Source organism: Pseudomonas sp. R4-84 (genome assembly GCF_054130985.1).
In genome coordinates, this window is record NZ_CP096390.1 from 4,113,903 (window position 1) to 4,129,655 (window position 15,753).

Below are 15,753 nucleotides of genomic sequence, written 5' to 3' on the forward strand. Positions count from 1 at the left end.
CCCGTCACAAAAAAACATGTGGGAGCGAGCTCCCACATCAACCAAGACAACCAGCGATCAGCCCGGCGTCCGATTACGCCGGGTCTCGATGATGTTCGGCAACTGAGAAATCCGCCCCAGCAACCGCCCCAACGCGTCCAACCCCGGAATCTCGATGGTCAGGGACATCAGCGCGGTGTTGTCTTCCTTGTTCGAGCGGGTATTCACCGCGAGCACGTTGATGCGCTCGTTGAGCAATACCTGGGACACGTCACGCAGCAAGCCGGAACGGTCGTAGGCGCGGATGACGATGTCCACCGGATAAGTGAGCACCGGCACCGGGCCCCAGCTGACCTGGATGATCCGTTCCGGTTCGCGACCCGCCAATTGCAGCACTGACGCACAGTCCTGGCGGTGGATACTCACGCCGCGACCCTGGGTGATGTAGCCGACGATCGCATCCCCCGGCAGCGGCTGGCAGCAACCGGCCATCTGGGTCATCAGGTTGCCGACGCCCTGGATCTGGATGTCGCCGCGTTTGCCCGGCTTGTAGCCGGTGGCCTTGCGCGGAATCAGCTCCAGTTGCTCGTTGCCCCGCTCCGGCTCCACCAGCTGCTGGGCCAGGTTGACCAGTTGCGCAAGGCGCAGGTCGCCGGCACCAAGGGCGGCGAACATGTCCTCGGCGGTCTTCATGTTGGCCTTTTCGGCCAGCTTGTCGAAGTCCACCTGCGGCAGGCCCAGGCGACTCAGCTCGCGCTCGAGCAAGGTCTTGCCGGCGGCGACGTTCTGGTCGCGGGCTTGCAACTTGAACCAATGGACGATTTTCGCCCGTGCCCGCGAGGTGGTGATGTAGCCCAGGTTCGGGTTCAACCAGTCGCGGCTCGGCGTGCCGTGCTTGCTGGTAATGATCTCGACCTGCTCACCGGTTTGCAGGCTGTAGTTGAGCGGCACGATCCGCCCGTTGATCTTGGCGCCACGGCAGTTGTGGCCGATCTCGGTGTGCACCCGGTAGGCGAAATCCAGCGGCGTCGCGCCTTTGGGCAAGTCGATGGCATGGCCGTCAGGCGTGAAGATGTAGACCCGGTCCGGTTCGATATCGACCCGCAATTGCTCGGCGAGGCCGCCGATGTCGCCCAGTTCCTCGTGCCATTCCAGCACTTGGCGCAGCCAGGAGATTTTTTCTTCGTAATGGTTGGAGCCGGACTTGACGTCGGTGCCCTTGTATTTCCAGTGGGCACAGACCCCCAGCTCTGCTTCCTCGTGCATGGCGTGGGTGCGGATCTGCACTTCCAGCACCTTGCCCTCCGGGCCGATCACGGCGGTGTGCAACGAGCGGTAGCCGTTTTCCTTGGGGTTGGCGATGTAGTCGTCGAATTCCTTCGGGATGTGCCGCCACAACGTGTGGACGATACCCAGCGCGGTGTAGCAGTCGCGCATTTCAGGGACCAGCACGCGAACGGCGCGAACGTCGTAGATCTGGCTGAATTCCAGGCCCTTGCGCTGCATCTTTCGCCAAATGGAATAGATATGCTTGGCCCGGCCGCTGATATCGGCTTCCACGCCGGTGGCCTGCAGCTCTTCGCGCAACTGGGTCATGACGTCGGTGATGAAGCGTTCGCGATCCAGGCGTCGCTCGTGCAGCAACTTGGCGATCTGCTTGTACTGGTCGGGCTCCAGGTAGCGGAAGGACAAATCCTCCAGCTCCCACTTGATGTGACCGATACCCAGGCGATGAGCCAGCGGCGCGTAGATGTCGAATACTTCCCGGGCAACGCGATTGCGCTTCTCGTCGTCGGCGGATTTCACGGCGCGGATCGCGCAGGTACGCTCGGCGAGCTTGATCAGCGCGACACGCACGTCGTCGACCATGGCAACGAGCATCTTGCGCAGGTTTTCCACCTGGCCCTGGGTGCCCAGCACCATGGACTGCCGCGGGCTGAGGCTGGCGCTGATTGCCGCCATGCGCAGCACACCGTCGATCAGCTTGGCGACCACGGTGCCGAAGCGCTGGCTGACGACCGGCAGTTGGATCTGCCCTTCGCGCACGCCGCGGTACAGCACCGCGGCGACCAGCGAATCCTGGTCCAGCTTGAGGTCGGCGAGGATCTCGGCGATCTCCAGGCCCGTCTGGAAACTCGAGGTGCCTTCGGACCACAGGTTCTTCGCCGCATTGTGTTGCTGCTCCGCCTCGCGAGCGAACTCGCAAGCGGCCTTCAAGGCTTCGCGATCCAGTGCCGTGTCGATACTGACCGCGTGATCGAGCCAAGCCTCGAGATTGATACTGCCGTCAGTGTTGATCGGCTGGTGTGCTCTCACCTGTACCATCTTTACTTACCTTCCCTACGACGCAGATTCAATGCGTCAACATCGCTGACCTTCGTTGCCCGTGTTTCCGCCCAGGGCCGTGGCGGAGTGCACGAACGGGTCAGTCGGACAAGCCATCCTGGCTCGCTTCAAATAACGCCATGGCCTCGACATGCGCCGTCTGAGGAAACATATCGAGAATCCCGGCACGTTTTAACCGGTAGCCCTGCTTGATCAATTCGACCGTGTCCCGCGCCAAAGTTGCCGGGTTGCACGATACATAAACCAACCGTCTGGCACCCAGGGATGCCAGCTTGCGCACCACCTCGAAAGCACCGTCACGGGGTGGGTCCAAGAGTACCGCAGAAAAGCCTTCGCCGATCCATTCGGCACCCGCCAACGGCTGGGATAAATCGGCCTGAAAAAAAGCAGTGTTATGCAAATTGTTGCTGACGGCGTTGGCCGCGGCACGGTCGACCATGGTTTGCACGCCTTCCACCGCCACCACCTCGCGCACGCTTTTGGCCAGTGGCAAGGCAAAGTTGCCCAGGCCGCAGAACAGGTCCAGCACCCGCTCTTCGGAGCGAGGCGCTAGCCATTGCAAGGCCTGGGCGACCATCGCTTCGTTGACGGCGGCGTTTACCTGGATGAAATCCCCTGGCCGGTAAGCCAGGTCCAGGTCCCAGGTTTCCAGGCAATAGCCCAGGGAGCGTCCCGGATCGACCGGTTGCGGCTCGCCTTCGCCATGCAGCCACAGTTGGGCTTCGTGGAACGCACAAAAATCCTTGAGGATCGTCAGGTCGGCTTCCGACAGTGGCGCCATATGCCGCAACAGCAGCGCGAGGGACGAGCCGGCGAACAATTCCACATGGCCCAGCGCCTGGGGCTTGCCCAGGCGACGAAGCATCTGGGGCAAGCGGCTCATGATCGGTTGCAAGGGCTGTACCAGCACCGGACATTGGTCGATGGCGACAATGTCCTGGCTGCCGACGGCACGCAAACCCACTTCGAGCTTCTTCGCTTTCTGATCCCAACGCACTGCCACGCGGGCTCGACGCCGGTAGCCAAACTCCGGCCCGCTCAAGGGCTCGGCCCATTCTTGCGGCTCAACGCCCGCCACCCGTGACAGCTGCTCGGCGAGCATGCGCTGTTTAAGGGCGAGTTGTTCGTTGTGGGGCAGATGCTGCACGCTGCATCCACCGCAGCGACCGGCATGGACACACGGCGCGGCACGACGCAGCTCGCTGGGCGAAAACACCCGTTCAGTGCGGGCCTCGACCACCTTGCCGTGGGCACCGAGCACCCGCGCCTCGACTTCTTCACCGGCCAGGGCGCCGATGACAAACCAGGTGCGCCCGTCGACAAACGCAATGCCCCGGCCATCGTTGGCCAGGCGTTCGATGGTCAAGCGCTGCTTTTTACCGGTGGGCACTTGCGGGGCCCGGCTTCCGCCGCTGGGCTGGAAGCGCAAGCCTCTTTCTTGCTTGGCCATCAGTTGGGCGCGTCGAAAATGCCGGTCGACAGGTAACGGTCGCCACGGTCGCAGATGATCGCGACGATCACCGCATTCTCAACTTCCCGGGACAGGCGCAGCATGCCCGCCACGGCACCGCCCGAAGACACGCCGCAGAAGATGCCTTCTTCTCGCGCCAGGCGCCGGGTCACGTCCTCGGCTTCGCTCTGGGCCATGTCGATGATGCGGTCCACGCGGTCGGCCTGGTAGATCTTCGGCAGATACTCTTCGGGCCAGCGGCGGATGCCGGGGATGGCCGAGCCTTCCATTGGTTGCAGGCCAACGATCTGTACGTTCGGGTTCTGTTCTTTCAAATAGCGCGACGTGCCCATGATGGTGCCGGTGGTGCCCATCGAGCTGACGAAATGGGTGATCGTGCCGTCGGTCTGGCGCCAGATCTCAGGGCCGGTGGTGGTGTAGTGGGCTTCTGGATTGTCGCCGTTGGCGAACTGATCCAACACTTTGCCACGCCCCTCGGCCTGCATGCGTTCGGCCAAGTCCCGGGCGCCCTCCATGCCTTCTTCCTGGGTTACCAGGATCAATTCGGCGCCATAGGCTGTCATCGCGGCCTTACGCTCGGCGCTGGAATTGTCGGGCATGATCAGGATCATCTTGTAGCCCTTGATCGCCGCCGCCATCGCCAGGGCGATGCCGGTATTGCCGGACGTCGCCTCGATCAGCGTATCGCCGGGCTGGATCTGGCCCCGCAATTCGCCGCGGGTGATCATCGACAGCGCCGGTCGGTCCTTGACCGAACCCGCCGGGTTATTCCCTTCGAGCTTGAGCAAAAGCGTATTGCTGGTCGCGCCAGGCAGGCGCTGCAGGCGAACCAGCGGAGTGTTGCCGACGCAATCGGCGATGGTTGGGTACTGCAAAGTCATGGCGTATTCGCAATCCGGGCTGCGGGGGCGCCTATCATACCGGCAAACCGGGCGAGGCCATATCACGCAAAGTGAGGGGGTTATGGCTTATGGGAATAAGCCTTTAGGAATCGGTGCAGTCCCGTGGCGAGGGAGCTTGCTCCCGCTGAGTGGCAAAGCCGCCCCAATCGGGACTTCGCGGTATTTCAGACCGTTTGTAAGGGGCCACTTCGCGCCCCAGCGGGAACAAGCTCTCTCGCCACGTCGGCGGTGTGCGGCTCAACGGCCAGCAGCCGCAGATTCAAGCGCAACCCTTTCACGCCATTGTGCGCCCACACCCGCCCGCCTTGGCGCTCCACCGCGTTGCGAGCGATGCTCAACCCCAATCCAAACCCGCCGTTCCCTGGCCGGGAGCCATCCAGGCGGATGAACGGATCAAAGATGCGGTTGAGATCCTGCTCGGCCACGCCGCCGCCTTCATCTTCCAGCCACAGCAGCCAGAACCCATCCTCACGCCGACCATCCAGGCGCACAATGCCGCCGGGCGGTGAATGGCGAATAGCGTTACGCAGGATGTTTTCCAAGGCCTGAGCCAAAGTATTGAGGTTGCCTTGCACCCAGCAGCTGGCGTCGACGGCGCATTGCAACTGGCTCGCCGGCCAGCCGGTTTCGTAGCAGGCGTTTTCGGTGAGCATTTCCCACAGCGCCTGGACCTGGATCGCCTCGGCGGGCAACGGCGCCCGGTCGGTATCGAGCCAGGCCAGTTGCAAGGTGTCTTCGACCAGCCCCTGCATGCAGTCGACTTCCCGGGCGACGCGCTCGCGCAGGCGAATCAGGTCCTGCTCACTGTCGCCCGCCACCTGCAAGCGACTCAAGGGCGTGCGCAATTCATGGGACAGGTCTCGCAGCAGTTGCTGTTGCAGGGCGACGGTGGATTGGAGGCGTTCGGACATTTGATCGAAAGCGCGGCCCAGTTCGCCCAGTTCGTCGGCGCGATCGGTGGTACGGGCAGGCAGGCGCACGTTCAACTGATCGGCGCGCCAGGCATTGGCCTGTTCGCGCAGCTGATTGAGCGGCACCACCAGCAAGCGATACAGCCCGACACACAGCAGCAGGGTAAACAGCCCAGGAATGACACCGTTGGTGATCACGCGCCAGAACACTCGATAACGTCCCGGCAGGAAACGCTCGGGCAGTTCGATCACCAGGCTGCCGATGGATGGATTCTCTGGGAAAGGCACCCGCAACCACGGCCGTCCCTTTTTGTGGATGGGCCAATCGAGGCCGCGCAGAAAGGTGAGGCGCTCGATTTCCCTGTCCGTGAGCGGGTGTTCGCTCAGTGACTGCAAGTCACCGCCAATGACCCCTACCCAGCTCGCTTCACGATATTGCATAGCGTAGACCCATTGATCGACGCCCGCGCTTCCATCGGTCAGCCACGCCTGCTCAGCTTCGGCGGCGTAACGCGTGAGGGTGCCGCGGGCTTCGTCCGACAGGAACTGATTGCGCACTTCCATGTAGCGCCCCCAGGACCAGCTCAGCCAGATCATCAGCAAGCAGAACGCTACCAGCAGGCATGCCAGCTTCCAGAACAGCGAGTGCCTGCCGGGCAGGTCAGACCATTTCATCGACAACACTCAAGACATAGCCTTTGCCCCACACCGTGCGCAATTCGCGCTGGGTATAGCCGATGGCCTTGAGCTTGCGGCGTATCTGGCTGACATGCATGTCCAGGCTGCGATCGTGGGGGGCGTAACCGCGCTGTAACACGTGCTGGTACAGGAAGGCCTTGCTCAACACTTCTTCGCCGCTGCGGTGCAGCACGTCCAGCAAGCGATATTCGCTGCGCGTCAACCCCGCCCATTGTCCCTGGACCTGCACATCGCTGCGCTCTTCGTCGAAACCCAGATCCTGGCTCTGGCGCAGGATCGCCACCTGGGCCGGACGTCGGTCCAGCGCGACTCGCCGCAGGATGGCCTCGATGCGCACCCGTAGCTCCACCATGCTGAAGGGCTTGGGCAAGTAGTCGTCAGCACCAAGGCGAAAGCCACTGATGCGATCCGCTTCGGCGCCCAGCGCGGACATCAGCAACACCGGCGTCGCCTGGCGCTTGCGCAAATGCGTCAACACCGCGAGACCGTCCAGGCCGGGCAGCAGGATGTCCATCAACACGACGTCAAAAGCCTGCCGGCAGGCGATATCCAGGCCTTCCTGGCCGTTCTGGCACCAAGTGACGTCGAACCCGCTGCGGCCCAGATGCTCATGAACATAAGCACCCAGTACGGGGTCGTCTTCTATGGAAAGGATACGGGGCGGCACGGCGGCGTGGGGGCTCATCAGTTTCTGCAAATAATTCTCAGTTGAGCAATTATTCAAGATCGCTTCCCTACAGGCAACCGCCGCGTATCGCCCCGCTCAATCCTGGCAGCGACGCGGATGCACGGCGACATGAATTTTACGGAGAAGGCTCGCCTGCAAATCGCTACACTGCGCAGGTGTTGCGTGCCGGATGCGCGCAAAGCTCAATCAGACCGCTGGATGCAGGAGACAAGGTGTGCTCAAGAAACTGGGAATCAAAGGCCGTGTGCTGTTGCTGACCCTGTTGCCAACCAGCCTGATGGCGCTGGTTCTGGGCGGCTATTTCACCTGGATGCAGCAATCGGACCTGCATGCCCAACTGCTGCAAAGGGGCGAAATGATCGCCGAACAGCTGGCGCCGCTGGTCGCCCCCGCCCTTAGCCGCCAAGACACCGAACTGCTGGAGCGCATCGCCACCCAGTCCCTCGAGCAAGCCGATGTCCGGGCCGTGACCTTCCTGGCCCCCGACCGCGCTCCGCTGGCCCACGCCGGCCCGACCATGCTCAACCGGGCACCGGAAGGCAACAGCAGTCAACTGCTGCAACGCACCGGCAACGACGCCACCCGCTACCTGCTGCCGGTGTTCGGCAAGCACCGCAACCTGGCCGGCGAACTGATCCCCGAAGAGGCCGACCGCCTGCTGGGCTGGGTCGAGCTGGAGTTGTCCCACAGCGGCATGTTGCTGCGCGGTTACCGCAGCCTGTTCGCCAGCCTGCTTCTGATCGCCGCCGGGCTGGGATGCACCGGGCTATTGGCCTTGCGCATGGGCCGCACCATCAACCGTCCGCTGAGCCAGATCAAGCAGGCCGTGGCGCAGCTCAAGGATGGGCACCTGGAAACCCGCCTGCCACCGCTGGGCAGTCAAGAGCTGGATGAATTGGCGTCGGGCATCAATCGCATGGCCGGGACCTTGCAGAACGCCCAGGAGGAATTGCAACACAGCATCGACCAGGCCACCGAAGACGTGCGCCAGAACCTGGAAACCATCGAGATCCAGAACATCGAGCTGGACCTGGCCCGCAAGGAAGCCCTGGAAGCGAGCCGGATCAAATCCGAGTTCCTGGCGAACATGAGCCATGAGATTCGCACGCCGCTCAACGGCATCCTGGGTTTCACCCATCTATTGCAGAAAAGCGAACTGACCCCGCGCCAGCTCGACTACCTGGGCACCATCGAAAAATCCGCCGACAGCCTGCTGGGCATCATCAACGAAATCCTCGACTTCTCGAAGATCGAGGCCGGCAAGCTGGTGCTCGACAGCATCCCGTTCAACTTGCGGGACCTGTTGCAGGACACCCTGACCATCCTCGCCCCCGCCGCCCATGCCAAGCAATTGGAATTGGTGAGCCTGGTCTACCGGGACACGCCGCTGTCGCTGGTGGGCGACCCGCTGCGTCTCAAGCAGATCCTCACCAACCTGGTGAGCAACGCCATCAAGTTCACCCGGGAAGGCACCATCGTCGCCCGCGCGATGCTCGAAGACGAGCACGAAGACAGCGTGCAGCTGCGCATCAGCATCCAGGACACCGGTATCGGCCTGTCCAGCCAGGACGTTCGCGCGTTGTTCCAGGCGTTCAGCCAGGCCGACAACTCCTTGTCCCGGCAACCCGGCGGCACCGGGCTGGGCCTGGTGATTTCCAAGCGGCTGGTGGAACAGATGGGCGGCGAGATCGGCGTGGACAGCACGCCAGGCGAAGGCTCGGAGTTCTGGATCAGCCTGCGCCTGCCCAAGACCCGCGATGACGCCGAGGATCTCCCCGGCCCGCCGTTGCTGGGCCGGCGGGTGGCCGTCCTGGAAAATCACGAGTTGGCGCGCCAGGCTTTGCAGCACCAGCTCGAAGACTGTGGCCTGCAAGTCACGCCGTTCAACACGCTGGAGAACCTGACCAACGGAGTCACGGTTGCTCACCAGACCGAACAGGCCATCGACCTGGCGGTGCTCGGCATCACCAGCAACGACATGCCACCCGAGCGCTTGAACCAGCACATCTGGGACTTGGAACACCTGGGCTGCAAAGTCCTCGTGCTGTGCCCTACCACCGAACAAACGCTGTACCACCTCTCCGTCCCGAACCCCCACAGCCAATTGCAGGCCAAGCCGGCCTGCACGCGTAAGTTGCGGCGGTCGCTTTCCGACCTGGTCAACCCCCGCCCAACGCGCAACGAACCCAATGAACCGGTGGCCAGCCGAGCGCCAAAAGTGCTGTGCGTGGACGACAACCCGGCGAACCTGCTGTTGGTGCAAACCCTGCTGGAGGACCTGGGCGCCCGGGTGCTGGCGGTGGAAAGCGGGTACGCCGCGGTCGAGGCGGTGCAACAGGAAACCTTCGACCTGGTCCTGATGGATGTGCAGATGCCCGGCATGGACGGTCGCCAGAGCACCGAGGCGATCCGCCAATGGGAAAGTGAGCGGCATTGCACACCGCTGCCGATCGTTGCCCTCACTGCCCACGCCATGGCCAACGAAAAACGCGCCCTGCTGCAAAGCGGCATGGATGACTACCTGACCAAGCCCATCAGCGAGCGGCAGCTGGCCCAGGTCGTGCTCAAATGGACCGGCCTGGCCTTGCGCAACCAGGTGCCGGACCGGGGCGCGGACGCCCATCGCAGCGGTGAGCTGCTGGTGCTCGATCATGAAGAAGGCCTGCGCCTGGCCGCCGGCAAGGCCGACTTGGCGGCGGATATGCTGGCGATGCTGCTGGCATCCCTCGAAGCCGACCGGGAGGCGATTCGCCAGGCCAGCGAAGCCAACGATCACAATGCCCTGATCGAGCGGGTCCACCGCCTGCACGGTGCCACGCGCTACTGCGGCGTACCGCAACTGCGCGCGGCCTGCCAGCGCAGCGAAACCCTGCTCAAGCAGAAGGATCCGAAGGCCGCGGCGGCCCTGGAAGACCTGGAGCTGGCCATCAATCGCCTGGCCAGCGAGGCTCGCATCAGTGCCTGACCCACGAAGCGTTGGCCGCCATCGCCACGACCACACTGGATAACATCGCAGCCTGGGCCGCCGGCGCGCCGCAAAACCTGATAGATAGCTGACTCGCTCCCAGAGTGAATGGAGTTTCGTCGGCCAACCTTTCATCGAGTCCATGCCCCAGCCATGCCCCGTGCTAGCATGTCGCGCCTATTTGGAGGACCCATGGCCGAACACGATTTTCGCTACACCCTGATGAACCCGCAGCACACCTTGACCGAGGTCCGCGCCCTGGCGCCAGGCCGTTACCAGGTCACTGGCAATGGCGGTTCGATCCAGGCCAACGACGTATTGCTCGTGACCCTCAAGGGCAGCAAGGACCTGTCCATGCGCCTGACCGTGGACACCGTTCGCCATCTGCTCAAGCCAATGGGCCAGTGGACCGCCATGACTACCGGCCCGGTATTCGGCGAACTGGCGATCCACACCTGGCAGGTCAATTGCGACCGCTGCACCAAGGAACTGAGCTTCGAATTCGCCGTCGATGCCAAGCTCGGCACCAAGGCCCAGAAACCGGCCGCCACCGCGCGCATTGCCGAGTTGGGCTGGCAGACGGTCGGCGAGAAGCATCTGTGCCCCCAATGCCAGGAAGCCGCTTGATGAAACGCCTGTTCCTGGCCACGCTGGTCGGCGCTGGCCTGATGGGTTGCGCCGCCGATCCGGTGCAGCTGCAGCAAAACCGCAGCTATATTCTTGAATGGATCGGTGAGCGGCCATTGATGGACTACAGCCACCTGACCATCACCCTCGGCGATGATGGCCGGGCCTATGGCAATGCCGGCTGCAACCATTGGTTTGCGCCCTACACCCTGGAAGGCGACCGGCTGAGTTTCGGCAAGATCGGCAGCACCCGCAAACTCTGCCCCCCGGCAGTGATGGAGCAGGAGACGCGATTCTTGCAGGCGCTACAGAAAGTCGAACGCTGGGATGTTTCCCCCATCGAACAGATGCGTTTCTGGCCCGCCCAGGGCAAGCCGCTGCGCTGGTGGTTGGAGGAAGGCTGAGGCCTTGCCTGACCAGGCACTGGCGAGGGACTTGCTCCCTCGCCACTGAACCCCGCTATTTCAGCGCCTGCAACGCCTCCAGCTTCGCCATCACCGCCGCCGCCGTCTGCTCCCCAAGCAATTGCTCACGCACCTTGCCCTGGTTATCGATGATGTAGGTCACCGGCAATCCTTCGCTGCGAGGGATATCGAAGAATTCGGCCGGGTCCTGGGCCAATACGCTGAAGCGAATCCCCATTTTTTCGCTGGCGCTCCTGAGCTCTTCACCCTGTACCTGATCGAAGTTGACACCGAACACGCCCACGTTTCGACCCTTGAGCTGCTCGGCGAGCGCGTTGAATTCCGGAATTTCAGTGCGGCAGGGTGCGCACCATTCGGCCCAGTAATTGAGCACCACCCATTGTTTGTCCAACCGCTTCGAAGCGATCGGCTGGCCGTTCTGGTCCACCCCATAATCGTTTCCACAGCCGGCGAGCAATAGAATGCCGAAAAAAGCCAGTGCCGCCGCCAATCGCCTTGTCATGTGCCAATCCTTGTCTGAAATGTGAACGCTGGCCGCCCATCACGTGCTAGGCGCCGCGCTGCACAGTAGAATAGCCGCCACCTTACGCAAGATGCGACCTGCTCATGACTGATCTGACGCTTTATCACAACCCGCGCTGCTCCAAATCCCGCGGTGCGCTGGAACTGTTGGAGGCCCGCGGCCTGACGCCCACCGTCATCCGTTATCTGGAAACCCCGCTCGACGCCGCGCAGCTCAAGGGCTTGCTGGGCAAGCTTGGCATCAGCGCGCGGCAATTGCTGCGCACCGGCGAGGACGAGTACAAGGCGCTGGACCTGGCCAACGAGAACCTGCGCGAGAACGATCTGATCGCTGCCATCGTCGCCCATCCAAAGCTCATGGAACGGCCGATCCTCGAAGCCGGCGACAAAGCCGTGATCGGCCGTCCGCCGGAAAAGATTCTGGAGATCCTGCCGTGAGCGCGCCGTACATCCTGGTGTTGTATTACAGCCGCAGCGGCTCTACCAACGAAATGGCCCGGCAGATTGCCCGGGGCGTCGAGCAGGCCGGCCTGGAAGCGAGGTTGCGTACGGTGCCGGCGATCTCCGCCGAGTGCGAGGCGGTGTCGCCGGACATTCCGGAACAAGGCCCGCTGTACGCCACGCTCGATGACCTGAAAAATTGCGCCGGCCTGGCCCTCGGCAGCCCGACCCGTTTCGGCAACATGGCCGCGCCGCTGAAATACTTCCTCGACGGCACCAGCAACCTTTGGCTCACCGGAGCCCTCGTCGGCAAGCCGGCCGGCGTGTTTACCTCCACCGCGAGCCTGCATGGCGGCCAGGAAACCACCTTGTTATCGATGATGCTGCCACTGCTGCATCACGGCATGCTGATCACCGGCCTGCCTTACAGCGAGTCGGCCTTGATCGATACCCAGGGCGGCGGTACGCCCTACGGGCCGAGCCACCATGCTGGCGCCGATGGCAAAAGCGGCTTGAACGAACACGAAGTTGCCTTGTGCCGCGCCTTGGGGTTGCGCCTGGCGAAAACCGCCCTGTTGCTGGAGAACGGCCGTGGCTAAGAAGCCGAAAATCCTGCCGCCCATCCAATGGCTGGAGCCACGCGTACGCATCGCCCGCGCCGTCAGCCTGCTGTGCTTTTTCGGCTTGGTGGGGTTGCTCAGCGCGTATTACTTGCTCATTGCCGACCTGCACGGCGCGCGCCCGTGGGTGATCTTGCTGATCGAATTGGTGCCCCTGCTGATCCTCGCGCCGGGCATGCTCAGCGGCAGCGCCCGCGGGCATTCCTGGATGTGTTTCGTGGTCAATCTGTATTTCATCAAGGGCGCCCTGGCCGCCTACGATCCGAACCGGCATGTGTTCGGCTTGCTGGAAATGGCAGCGAGCGTGGCGGTGTTCTGCTCGGCGTTGCTGTACGTACGCTGGCGGTTTCAGTTGAACCGGCGGTTGGCTGGCGAAGGCGATATCGCCGTCGCCTGATACGCCGCCTTCGCGAGCAGGGCTCGCTCCCACAGTGGACTTGTAAACGCTGAAAATCCCCTGTGAAAGCGAGCTTGCTCCGGGCGGCGATCCGACGATGGCCGCAACCCGGTCTCAATGATTCACGGTATAAGCCAGCATCATCGAAATCTGCGACATCGGCCGCCCGCCACTCTCTTCATGCCACTGATTGAAAGCTGCCTGCACCGTCGCAAGATCCCGCAGGCTCGTGGGGGCTTTGTCGATGATGTCTTGGGCATTGAGCGCCGCTACCACGTCATAACTGGGCACGAATGTGTCCTTGCCCATCATCCGCAGGAAACGCGGTGCCGACAGGCCGCCCAGTTGATGGCCGTGTTTCTTCAGATAAGTCCACAGGCCCACGACATCAGTCACAGGCCAGTCGGCGACCAGCGCCCCAAAGCTGCCCTTTTCGTGGGCCACGTCCAGGATCAACTGCGCGTTGCGCGGCACGCTCTTGAGCTTGCCCAGGTGGCGAATGATCCGCGCGTCCTGCATCAGCCGCTCCAGGTGCTCGGCGCCCATCAGCACGACTTTCTCCGGATCAAATTTGAAGAACACCTCTTCAAACGCCGGCCACTTGGCGTCCACCAGGCTGTGCTTGAGCCCGGCGCGAAACACCCGCAGGGCCATGGTCGAGAGGTAGCGGTCGTCGCTGATCTTGCGCAGTTGCGCCGGGGTCTTGGGTACAGGCAGGTGGGCTTCCAGTTCAGCCGCCGAACCGAAGCGGTTCAGACAATACTCGTGCAGCCACTTGTAATCGCGCATGCCCTCTCCTGGTATTGAAAAAGAAACGGCGCTCGCAAGCGCCGTGGATAAAACCGGTTGGCAACCTTACAGGTTCACCACATTGACGAACCGCGGCGTGGCGTTTTCGTCGATGCGCAGGTTGGTGAAGTCGAACAGGTTGCGGTCCGCCAGTTGCGACGGGATGACGTTCTGCAAGCCGCGGAAAATGCTCTCGGTACGGCCCGGAGTCTTGCGCTCCCATTCCTGGAGCATTTCCTTGACCACCTGGCGCTGCAGGTTTTCCTGGGAGCCGCACAGGTTGCACGGGATGATCGGGAATTGCTTGAAATCCGAATAGGCCTGGATGTCCTTCTCGTTGCAATACGCCAACGGGCGAATCACCACGTTGCGCCCATCGTCGGCCCGCAGCTTGGGTGGCATGGCCTTGAGCGAGCCGTTGTAGAACATGTTGAGGAAAAAGGTCTCGACGATGTCGTCGCGGTGGTGACCCAGGGCCATTTTGGTCGCGCCAATCTCGTCGGCGAAGGTGTAGAGCGTTCCGCGGCGCAAGCGTGAGCACAGCGAACAAGTGGTCTTGCCTTCGGGAATCAGTTCCTTGACCACCGAATAGGTGTCTTTCTCGACGATGTGGTACTCGACGCCCAGCGACTCGAGGTAGGCCGGCAGCACATGTTCCGGGAACCCAGGCTGCTTCTGGTCCATGTTGACCGCGACGATGTCGAACTTGATCGGTGCAACCTTCTGTAAATGCATCAGCACGTCGAGCAAGGTGTAGCTGTCCTTGCCGCCGGACAGGCAGACCATGACCTTGTCGCCGTCCTCGATCATGTTGTAGTCGGCGACCGCCTCACCGGCCAGGCGGCGCAGGCGCTTTTGCAGTTTGTTCTGGTTGACCGTAAGAGTGCCCATGACGCGAAATCCGTGAGGTGTGACGAAAGGCCGGCATTTTACGCAAAAAACTGGCTGTCGGCGAAGGCTGACGACAGGTGCCTTTATGGCGAGGGGATTTATCCCCGTCGGGTTGCGCAACCCTGCGCACAGACCTAACGGCGATTAGCGTTCCCGGCTACAGCGCGATTTGCTCTAAGCGCCCCATCCCCTTGAGGGCCACTCCTTCCTATACTGCGGCATAAGGTCGCACACACTTACAGACCTTTACTTACCTGGCCAATTGGCCCGTAGGCGCTCCGTTGGGGGGCGATGGCAATAACAAAGGAGTGACTGACTATGATCCATCATGTCGTGGGGCTCTTTACCCACCCTGATCAAGAATGGAAGGAAATCCGTGGCGATCAGGAGGAAAGCATCAGCCACATGTACCTCACCCACACGCTGATCCTGGCGGCCATCCCGGCGGTATCGGCGTTCATCGGTACCACGCAGGTAGGATGGGTCATCGGCAATCGTCCACCGGTCATGCTCACCCAGGAAAGCGCCCTGTGGATGACCATCATGTCTTACCTGGCCATGTTGGGCGGCGTGGCGGTGATGGGAGCGTTCATCCACTGGATGGCTCGCACCTATGACGCCAACCCGAGCCTGGCTCGCTGCGTCGCGTTCGCCACCTATACCGCGACACCGCTGTTCATCGGCGGCCTGGCGGCGCTCTATCCCCACATGTGGCTGGGGATGATCGTCGGGACCGCGGCGATCTGCTACACGGTCTACCTGTTGTACGTAGGGCTGCCGACCTTCATGAACATCCCTCAGGACGAAGGTTTCCTGTTTTCCAGTTCGGTGCTGGCCGTGGGTTTGGTGGTGCTGGTGGCAATCATGGCGTTCACGGTGATTGTCTGGGGGCTGGGCGTGGGCCCGGTCTATACCAATTGAAGGATTATTGAAGGATTAAGGCTCTCCAACCAAAATCGATCTGCCACCACAGGCCGCCGCAAGGCGGCCTTCCTCTGTGCGTGGTTCTGCCTGGGGACGACCGCTGGGCGCCTCAACGATTCGCAACGGCCAACGCTTGCGGCATACTCGGCTTTCTGG

Annotated in this window: 15 protein-coding genes and 1 pseudogene; 8 read left to right on the top strand and 8 right to left on the bottom strand. The window is 62.4% G+C overall.

Annotated elements, in window-relative coordinates; translation table 11 throughout:
* Window positions 1–57: 57 nt before the first annotated feature.
* The 5 genes from relA to M1D68_RS18810 all read right to left on the bottom strand — a co-directional run bounded on the left by relA (window position 58) and on the right by M1D68_RS18810 (window position 6,993).
* A complete protein-coding gene (relA, locus tag M1D68_RS18790) occupies window positions 58–2,304 on the bottom strand; it encodes a GTP diphosphokinase (RefSeq protein ID WP_030142406.1) in 2,247 nt (748 codons plus the stop codon).
* A 100-nt stretch (window positions 2,305–2,404) separates the two neighbouring features.
* Window positions 2,405–3,775, bottom strand: coding sequence for a 23S rRNA (uracil(1939)-C(5))-methyltransferase RlmD (rlmD, locus tag M1D68_RS18795; RefSeq protein ID WP_457968021.1), 1,371 nt, complete (start codon window positions 3,773–3,775; stop codon window positions 2,405–2,407).
* Window positions 3,775–4,677: a cysteine synthase CysM gene (gene cysM / locus M1D68_RS18800; RefSeq protein ID WP_420767457.1), complete on the bottom strand. Its 903-nt coding sequence runs from the start codon at window positions 4,675–4,677 to the stop codon at window positions 3,775–3,777. The genes rlmD and cysM overlap by 1 nt, the downstream gene beginning before the upstream one ends.
* A 185-nt stretch (window positions 4,678–4,862) precedes the next feature.
* Window positions 4,863–6,284 (bottom strand): histidine kinase sensor domain-containing protein, encoded by a 1,422-nt coding sequence (locus M1D68_RS18805; RefSeq protein WP_457968022.1) that lies wholly within the window; start codon window positions 6,282–6,284, stop codon window positions 4,863–4,865.
* Complete coding sequence (locus M1D68_RS18810) at window positions 6,271–6,993, bottom strand: response regulator transcription factor (protein ID WP_434564136.1); 723 nt, start codon at window positions 6,991–6,993, stop codon at window positions 6,271–6,273. The genes M1D68_RS18805 and M1D68_RS18810 overlap by 14 nt, the downstream gene beginning before the upstream one ends.
* Window positions 6,994–7,210: 217 nt before the next feature.
* On the opposite strand from M1D68_RS18810, the gene M1D68_RS18815 reads away from it, so the two are divergent.
* From M1D68_RS18815 to M1D68_RS18830, 4 genes and pseudogenes are all read left to right on the top strand, one after another.
* The gene (locus tag M1D68_RS18815) at window positions 7,211–9,961 is read left to right on the top strand and encodes a response regulator (RefSeq protein WP_434560203.1); all 2,751 of its coding nucleotides are present in this window, start codon (window positions 7,211–7,213) and stop codon (window positions 9,959–9,961) included.
* Window positions 9,946–10,053 (top strand): annotated as a pseudogene (locus M1D68_RS18820) (2-hydroxyacid dehydrogenase); the annotation flags it as partial. The gene M1D68_RS18815 and the pseudogene M1D68_RS18820, both read left to right, overlap by 16 nt.
* Window positions 10,054–10,153: 100 nt before the next feature.
* Window positions 10,154–10,588, top strand: coding sequence for a hypothetical protein (locus M1D68_RS18825; RefSeq protein WP_420767460.1), 435 nt, complete (start codon window positions 10,154–10,156; stop codon window positions 10,586–10,588).
* Window positions 10,588–10,992 carry an META domain-containing protein gene (locus M1D68_RS18830; RefSeq protein WP_420767461.1) on the top strand — a complete coding sequence of 135 codons (405 nt, stop codon included), beginning with the start codon at window positions 10,588–10,590 and terminating at the stop codon, window positions 10,990–10,992. Before M1D68_RS18825 ends, M1D68_RS18830 begins: the two co-directional genes overlap by 1 nt.
* 55 nt (window positions 10,993–11,047) lie before the next feature.
* Here the strand turns inward: M1D68_RS18830 and M1D68_RS18835 are convergent, their stop codons facing one another.
* Window positions 11,048–11,515, bottom strand: a complete 468-nt coding sequence (locus M1D68_RS18835) for a TlpA family protein disulfide reductase (RefSeq protein ID WP_434560205.1) — start codon at window positions 11,513–11,515, stop codon at window positions 11,048–11,050.
* 104 nt (window positions 11,516–11,619) lie between these two features.
* Between M1D68_RS18835 and arsC the strand changes: the two genes are divergently transcribed.
* From arsC to M1D68_RS18850, 3 genes are read left to right on the top strand one after another with little or no spacing between them, the layout of a single operon-like run.
* Window positions 11,620–11,973, top strand: coding sequence for an arsenate reductase (glutaredoxin) (gene arsC / locus M1D68_RS18840; protein WP_457968023.1), 354 nt, complete (start codon window positions 11,620–11,622; stop codon window positions 11,971–11,973).
* On the top strand, window positions 11,970–12,575 hold the full coding sequence (wrbA, locus tag M1D68_RS18845; RefSeq protein WP_434560207.1) for an NAD(P)H:quinone oxidoreductase: 606 nt from the start codon (window positions 11,970–11,972) through the stop codon (window positions 12,573–12,575). The genes arsC and wrbA overlap by 4 nt, the downstream gene beginning before the upstream one ends.
* Window positions 12,568–12,993 (top strand): DUF2069 domain-containing protein, encoded by a 426-nt coding sequence (locus M1D68_RS18850; RefSeq protein WP_434560209.1) that lies wholly within the window; start codon window positions 12,568–12,570, stop codon window positions 12,991–12,993. The genes wrbA and M1D68_RS18850 overlap by 8 nt, the downstream gene beginning before the upstream one ends.
* A gap of 114 nt (window positions 12,994–13,107) precedes the next feature.
* On the opposite strand, the gene M1D68_RS18855 is transcribed toward M1D68_RS18850, so the two are convergent.
* Both M1D68_RS18855 and ttcA read right to left on the bottom strand, forming a co-directional pair.
* Complete coding sequence (locus M1D68_RS18855; protein ID WP_457968024.1) at window positions 13,108–13,782, bottom strand: DNA-3-methyladenine glycosylase I; 675 nt, start codon at window positions 13,780–13,782, stop codon at window positions 13,108–13,110.
* A 66-nt stretch (window positions 13,783–13,848) separates the two neighbouring features.
* Window positions 13,849–14,673 (bottom strand): tRNA 2-thiocytidine(32) synthetase TtcA, encoded by an 825-nt coding sequence (ttcA, locus tag M1D68_RS18860; RefSeq protein ID WP_030142418.1) that lies wholly within the window; start codon window positions 14,671–14,673, stop codon window positions 13,849–13,851.
* A gap of 318 nt (window positions 14,674–14,991) precedes the next feature.
* On the opposite strand from ttcA, the gene M1D68_RS18865 reads away from it, so the two are divergent.
* Complete coding sequence (locus M1D68_RS18865) at window positions 14,992–15,594, top strand: Yip1 family protein (RefSeq protein WP_039591896.1); 603 nt, start codon at window positions 14,992–14,994, stop codon at window positions 15,592–15,594.
* Window positions 15,595–15,753: the final 159 nt, after the last annotated feature.

Coding starts and splice junctions, on each gene's coding strand:
- M1D68_RS18805 (WP_457968022.1), bottom strand. CDS start 6,284: ATGAAATGGTCTGACCTGCCCGGCAGGCACTCGCTGTTCTGGAAGCTG.
- rlmD (WP_457968021.1), bottom strand. CDS start 3,775: ATGGCCAAGCAAGAAAGAGGCTTGCGCTTCCAGCCCAGCGGCGGAAGC.
- M1D68_RS18825 (WP_420767460.1), top strand. CDS start 10,154: ATGGCCGAACACGATTTTCGCTACACCCTGATGAACCCGCAGCACACC.
- M1D68_RS18835 (WP_434560205.1), bottom strand. CDS start 11,515: ATGACAAGGCGATTGGCGGCGGCACTGGCTTTTTTCGGCATTCTATTG.
- arsC (WP_457968023.1), top strand. CDS start 11,620: ATGACTGATCTGACGCTTTATCACAACCCGCGCTGCTCCAAATCCCGC.
- relA (WP_030142406.1), bottom strand. CDS start 2,304: ATGGTACAGGTGAGAGCACACCAGCCGATCAACACTGACGGCAGTATC.
- ttcA (WP_030142418.1), bottom strand. CDS start 14,673: ATGGGCACTCTTACGGTCAACCAGAACAAACTGCAAAAGCGCCTGCGC.
- M1D68_RS18855 (WP_457968024.1), bottom strand. CDS start 13,782: ATGCGCGATTACAAGTGGCTGCACGAGTATTGTCTGAACCGCTTCGGT.
- M1D68_RS18865 (WP_039591896.1), top strand. CDS start 14,992: ATGATCCATCATGTCGTGGGGCTCTTTACCCACCCTGATCAAGAATGG.
- M1D68_RS18810 (WP_434564136.1), bottom strand. CDS start 6,993: ATGAGCCCCCACGCCGCCGTGCCGCCCCGTATCCTTTCCATAGAAGAC.
- cysM (WP_420767457.1), bottom strand. CDS start 4,677: ATGACTTTGCAGTACCCAACCATCGCCGATTGCGTCGGCAACACTCCG.
- M1D68_RS18830 (WP_420767461.1), top strand. CDS start 10,588: ATGAAACGCCTGTTCCTGGCCACGCTGGTCGGCGCTGGCCTGATGGGT.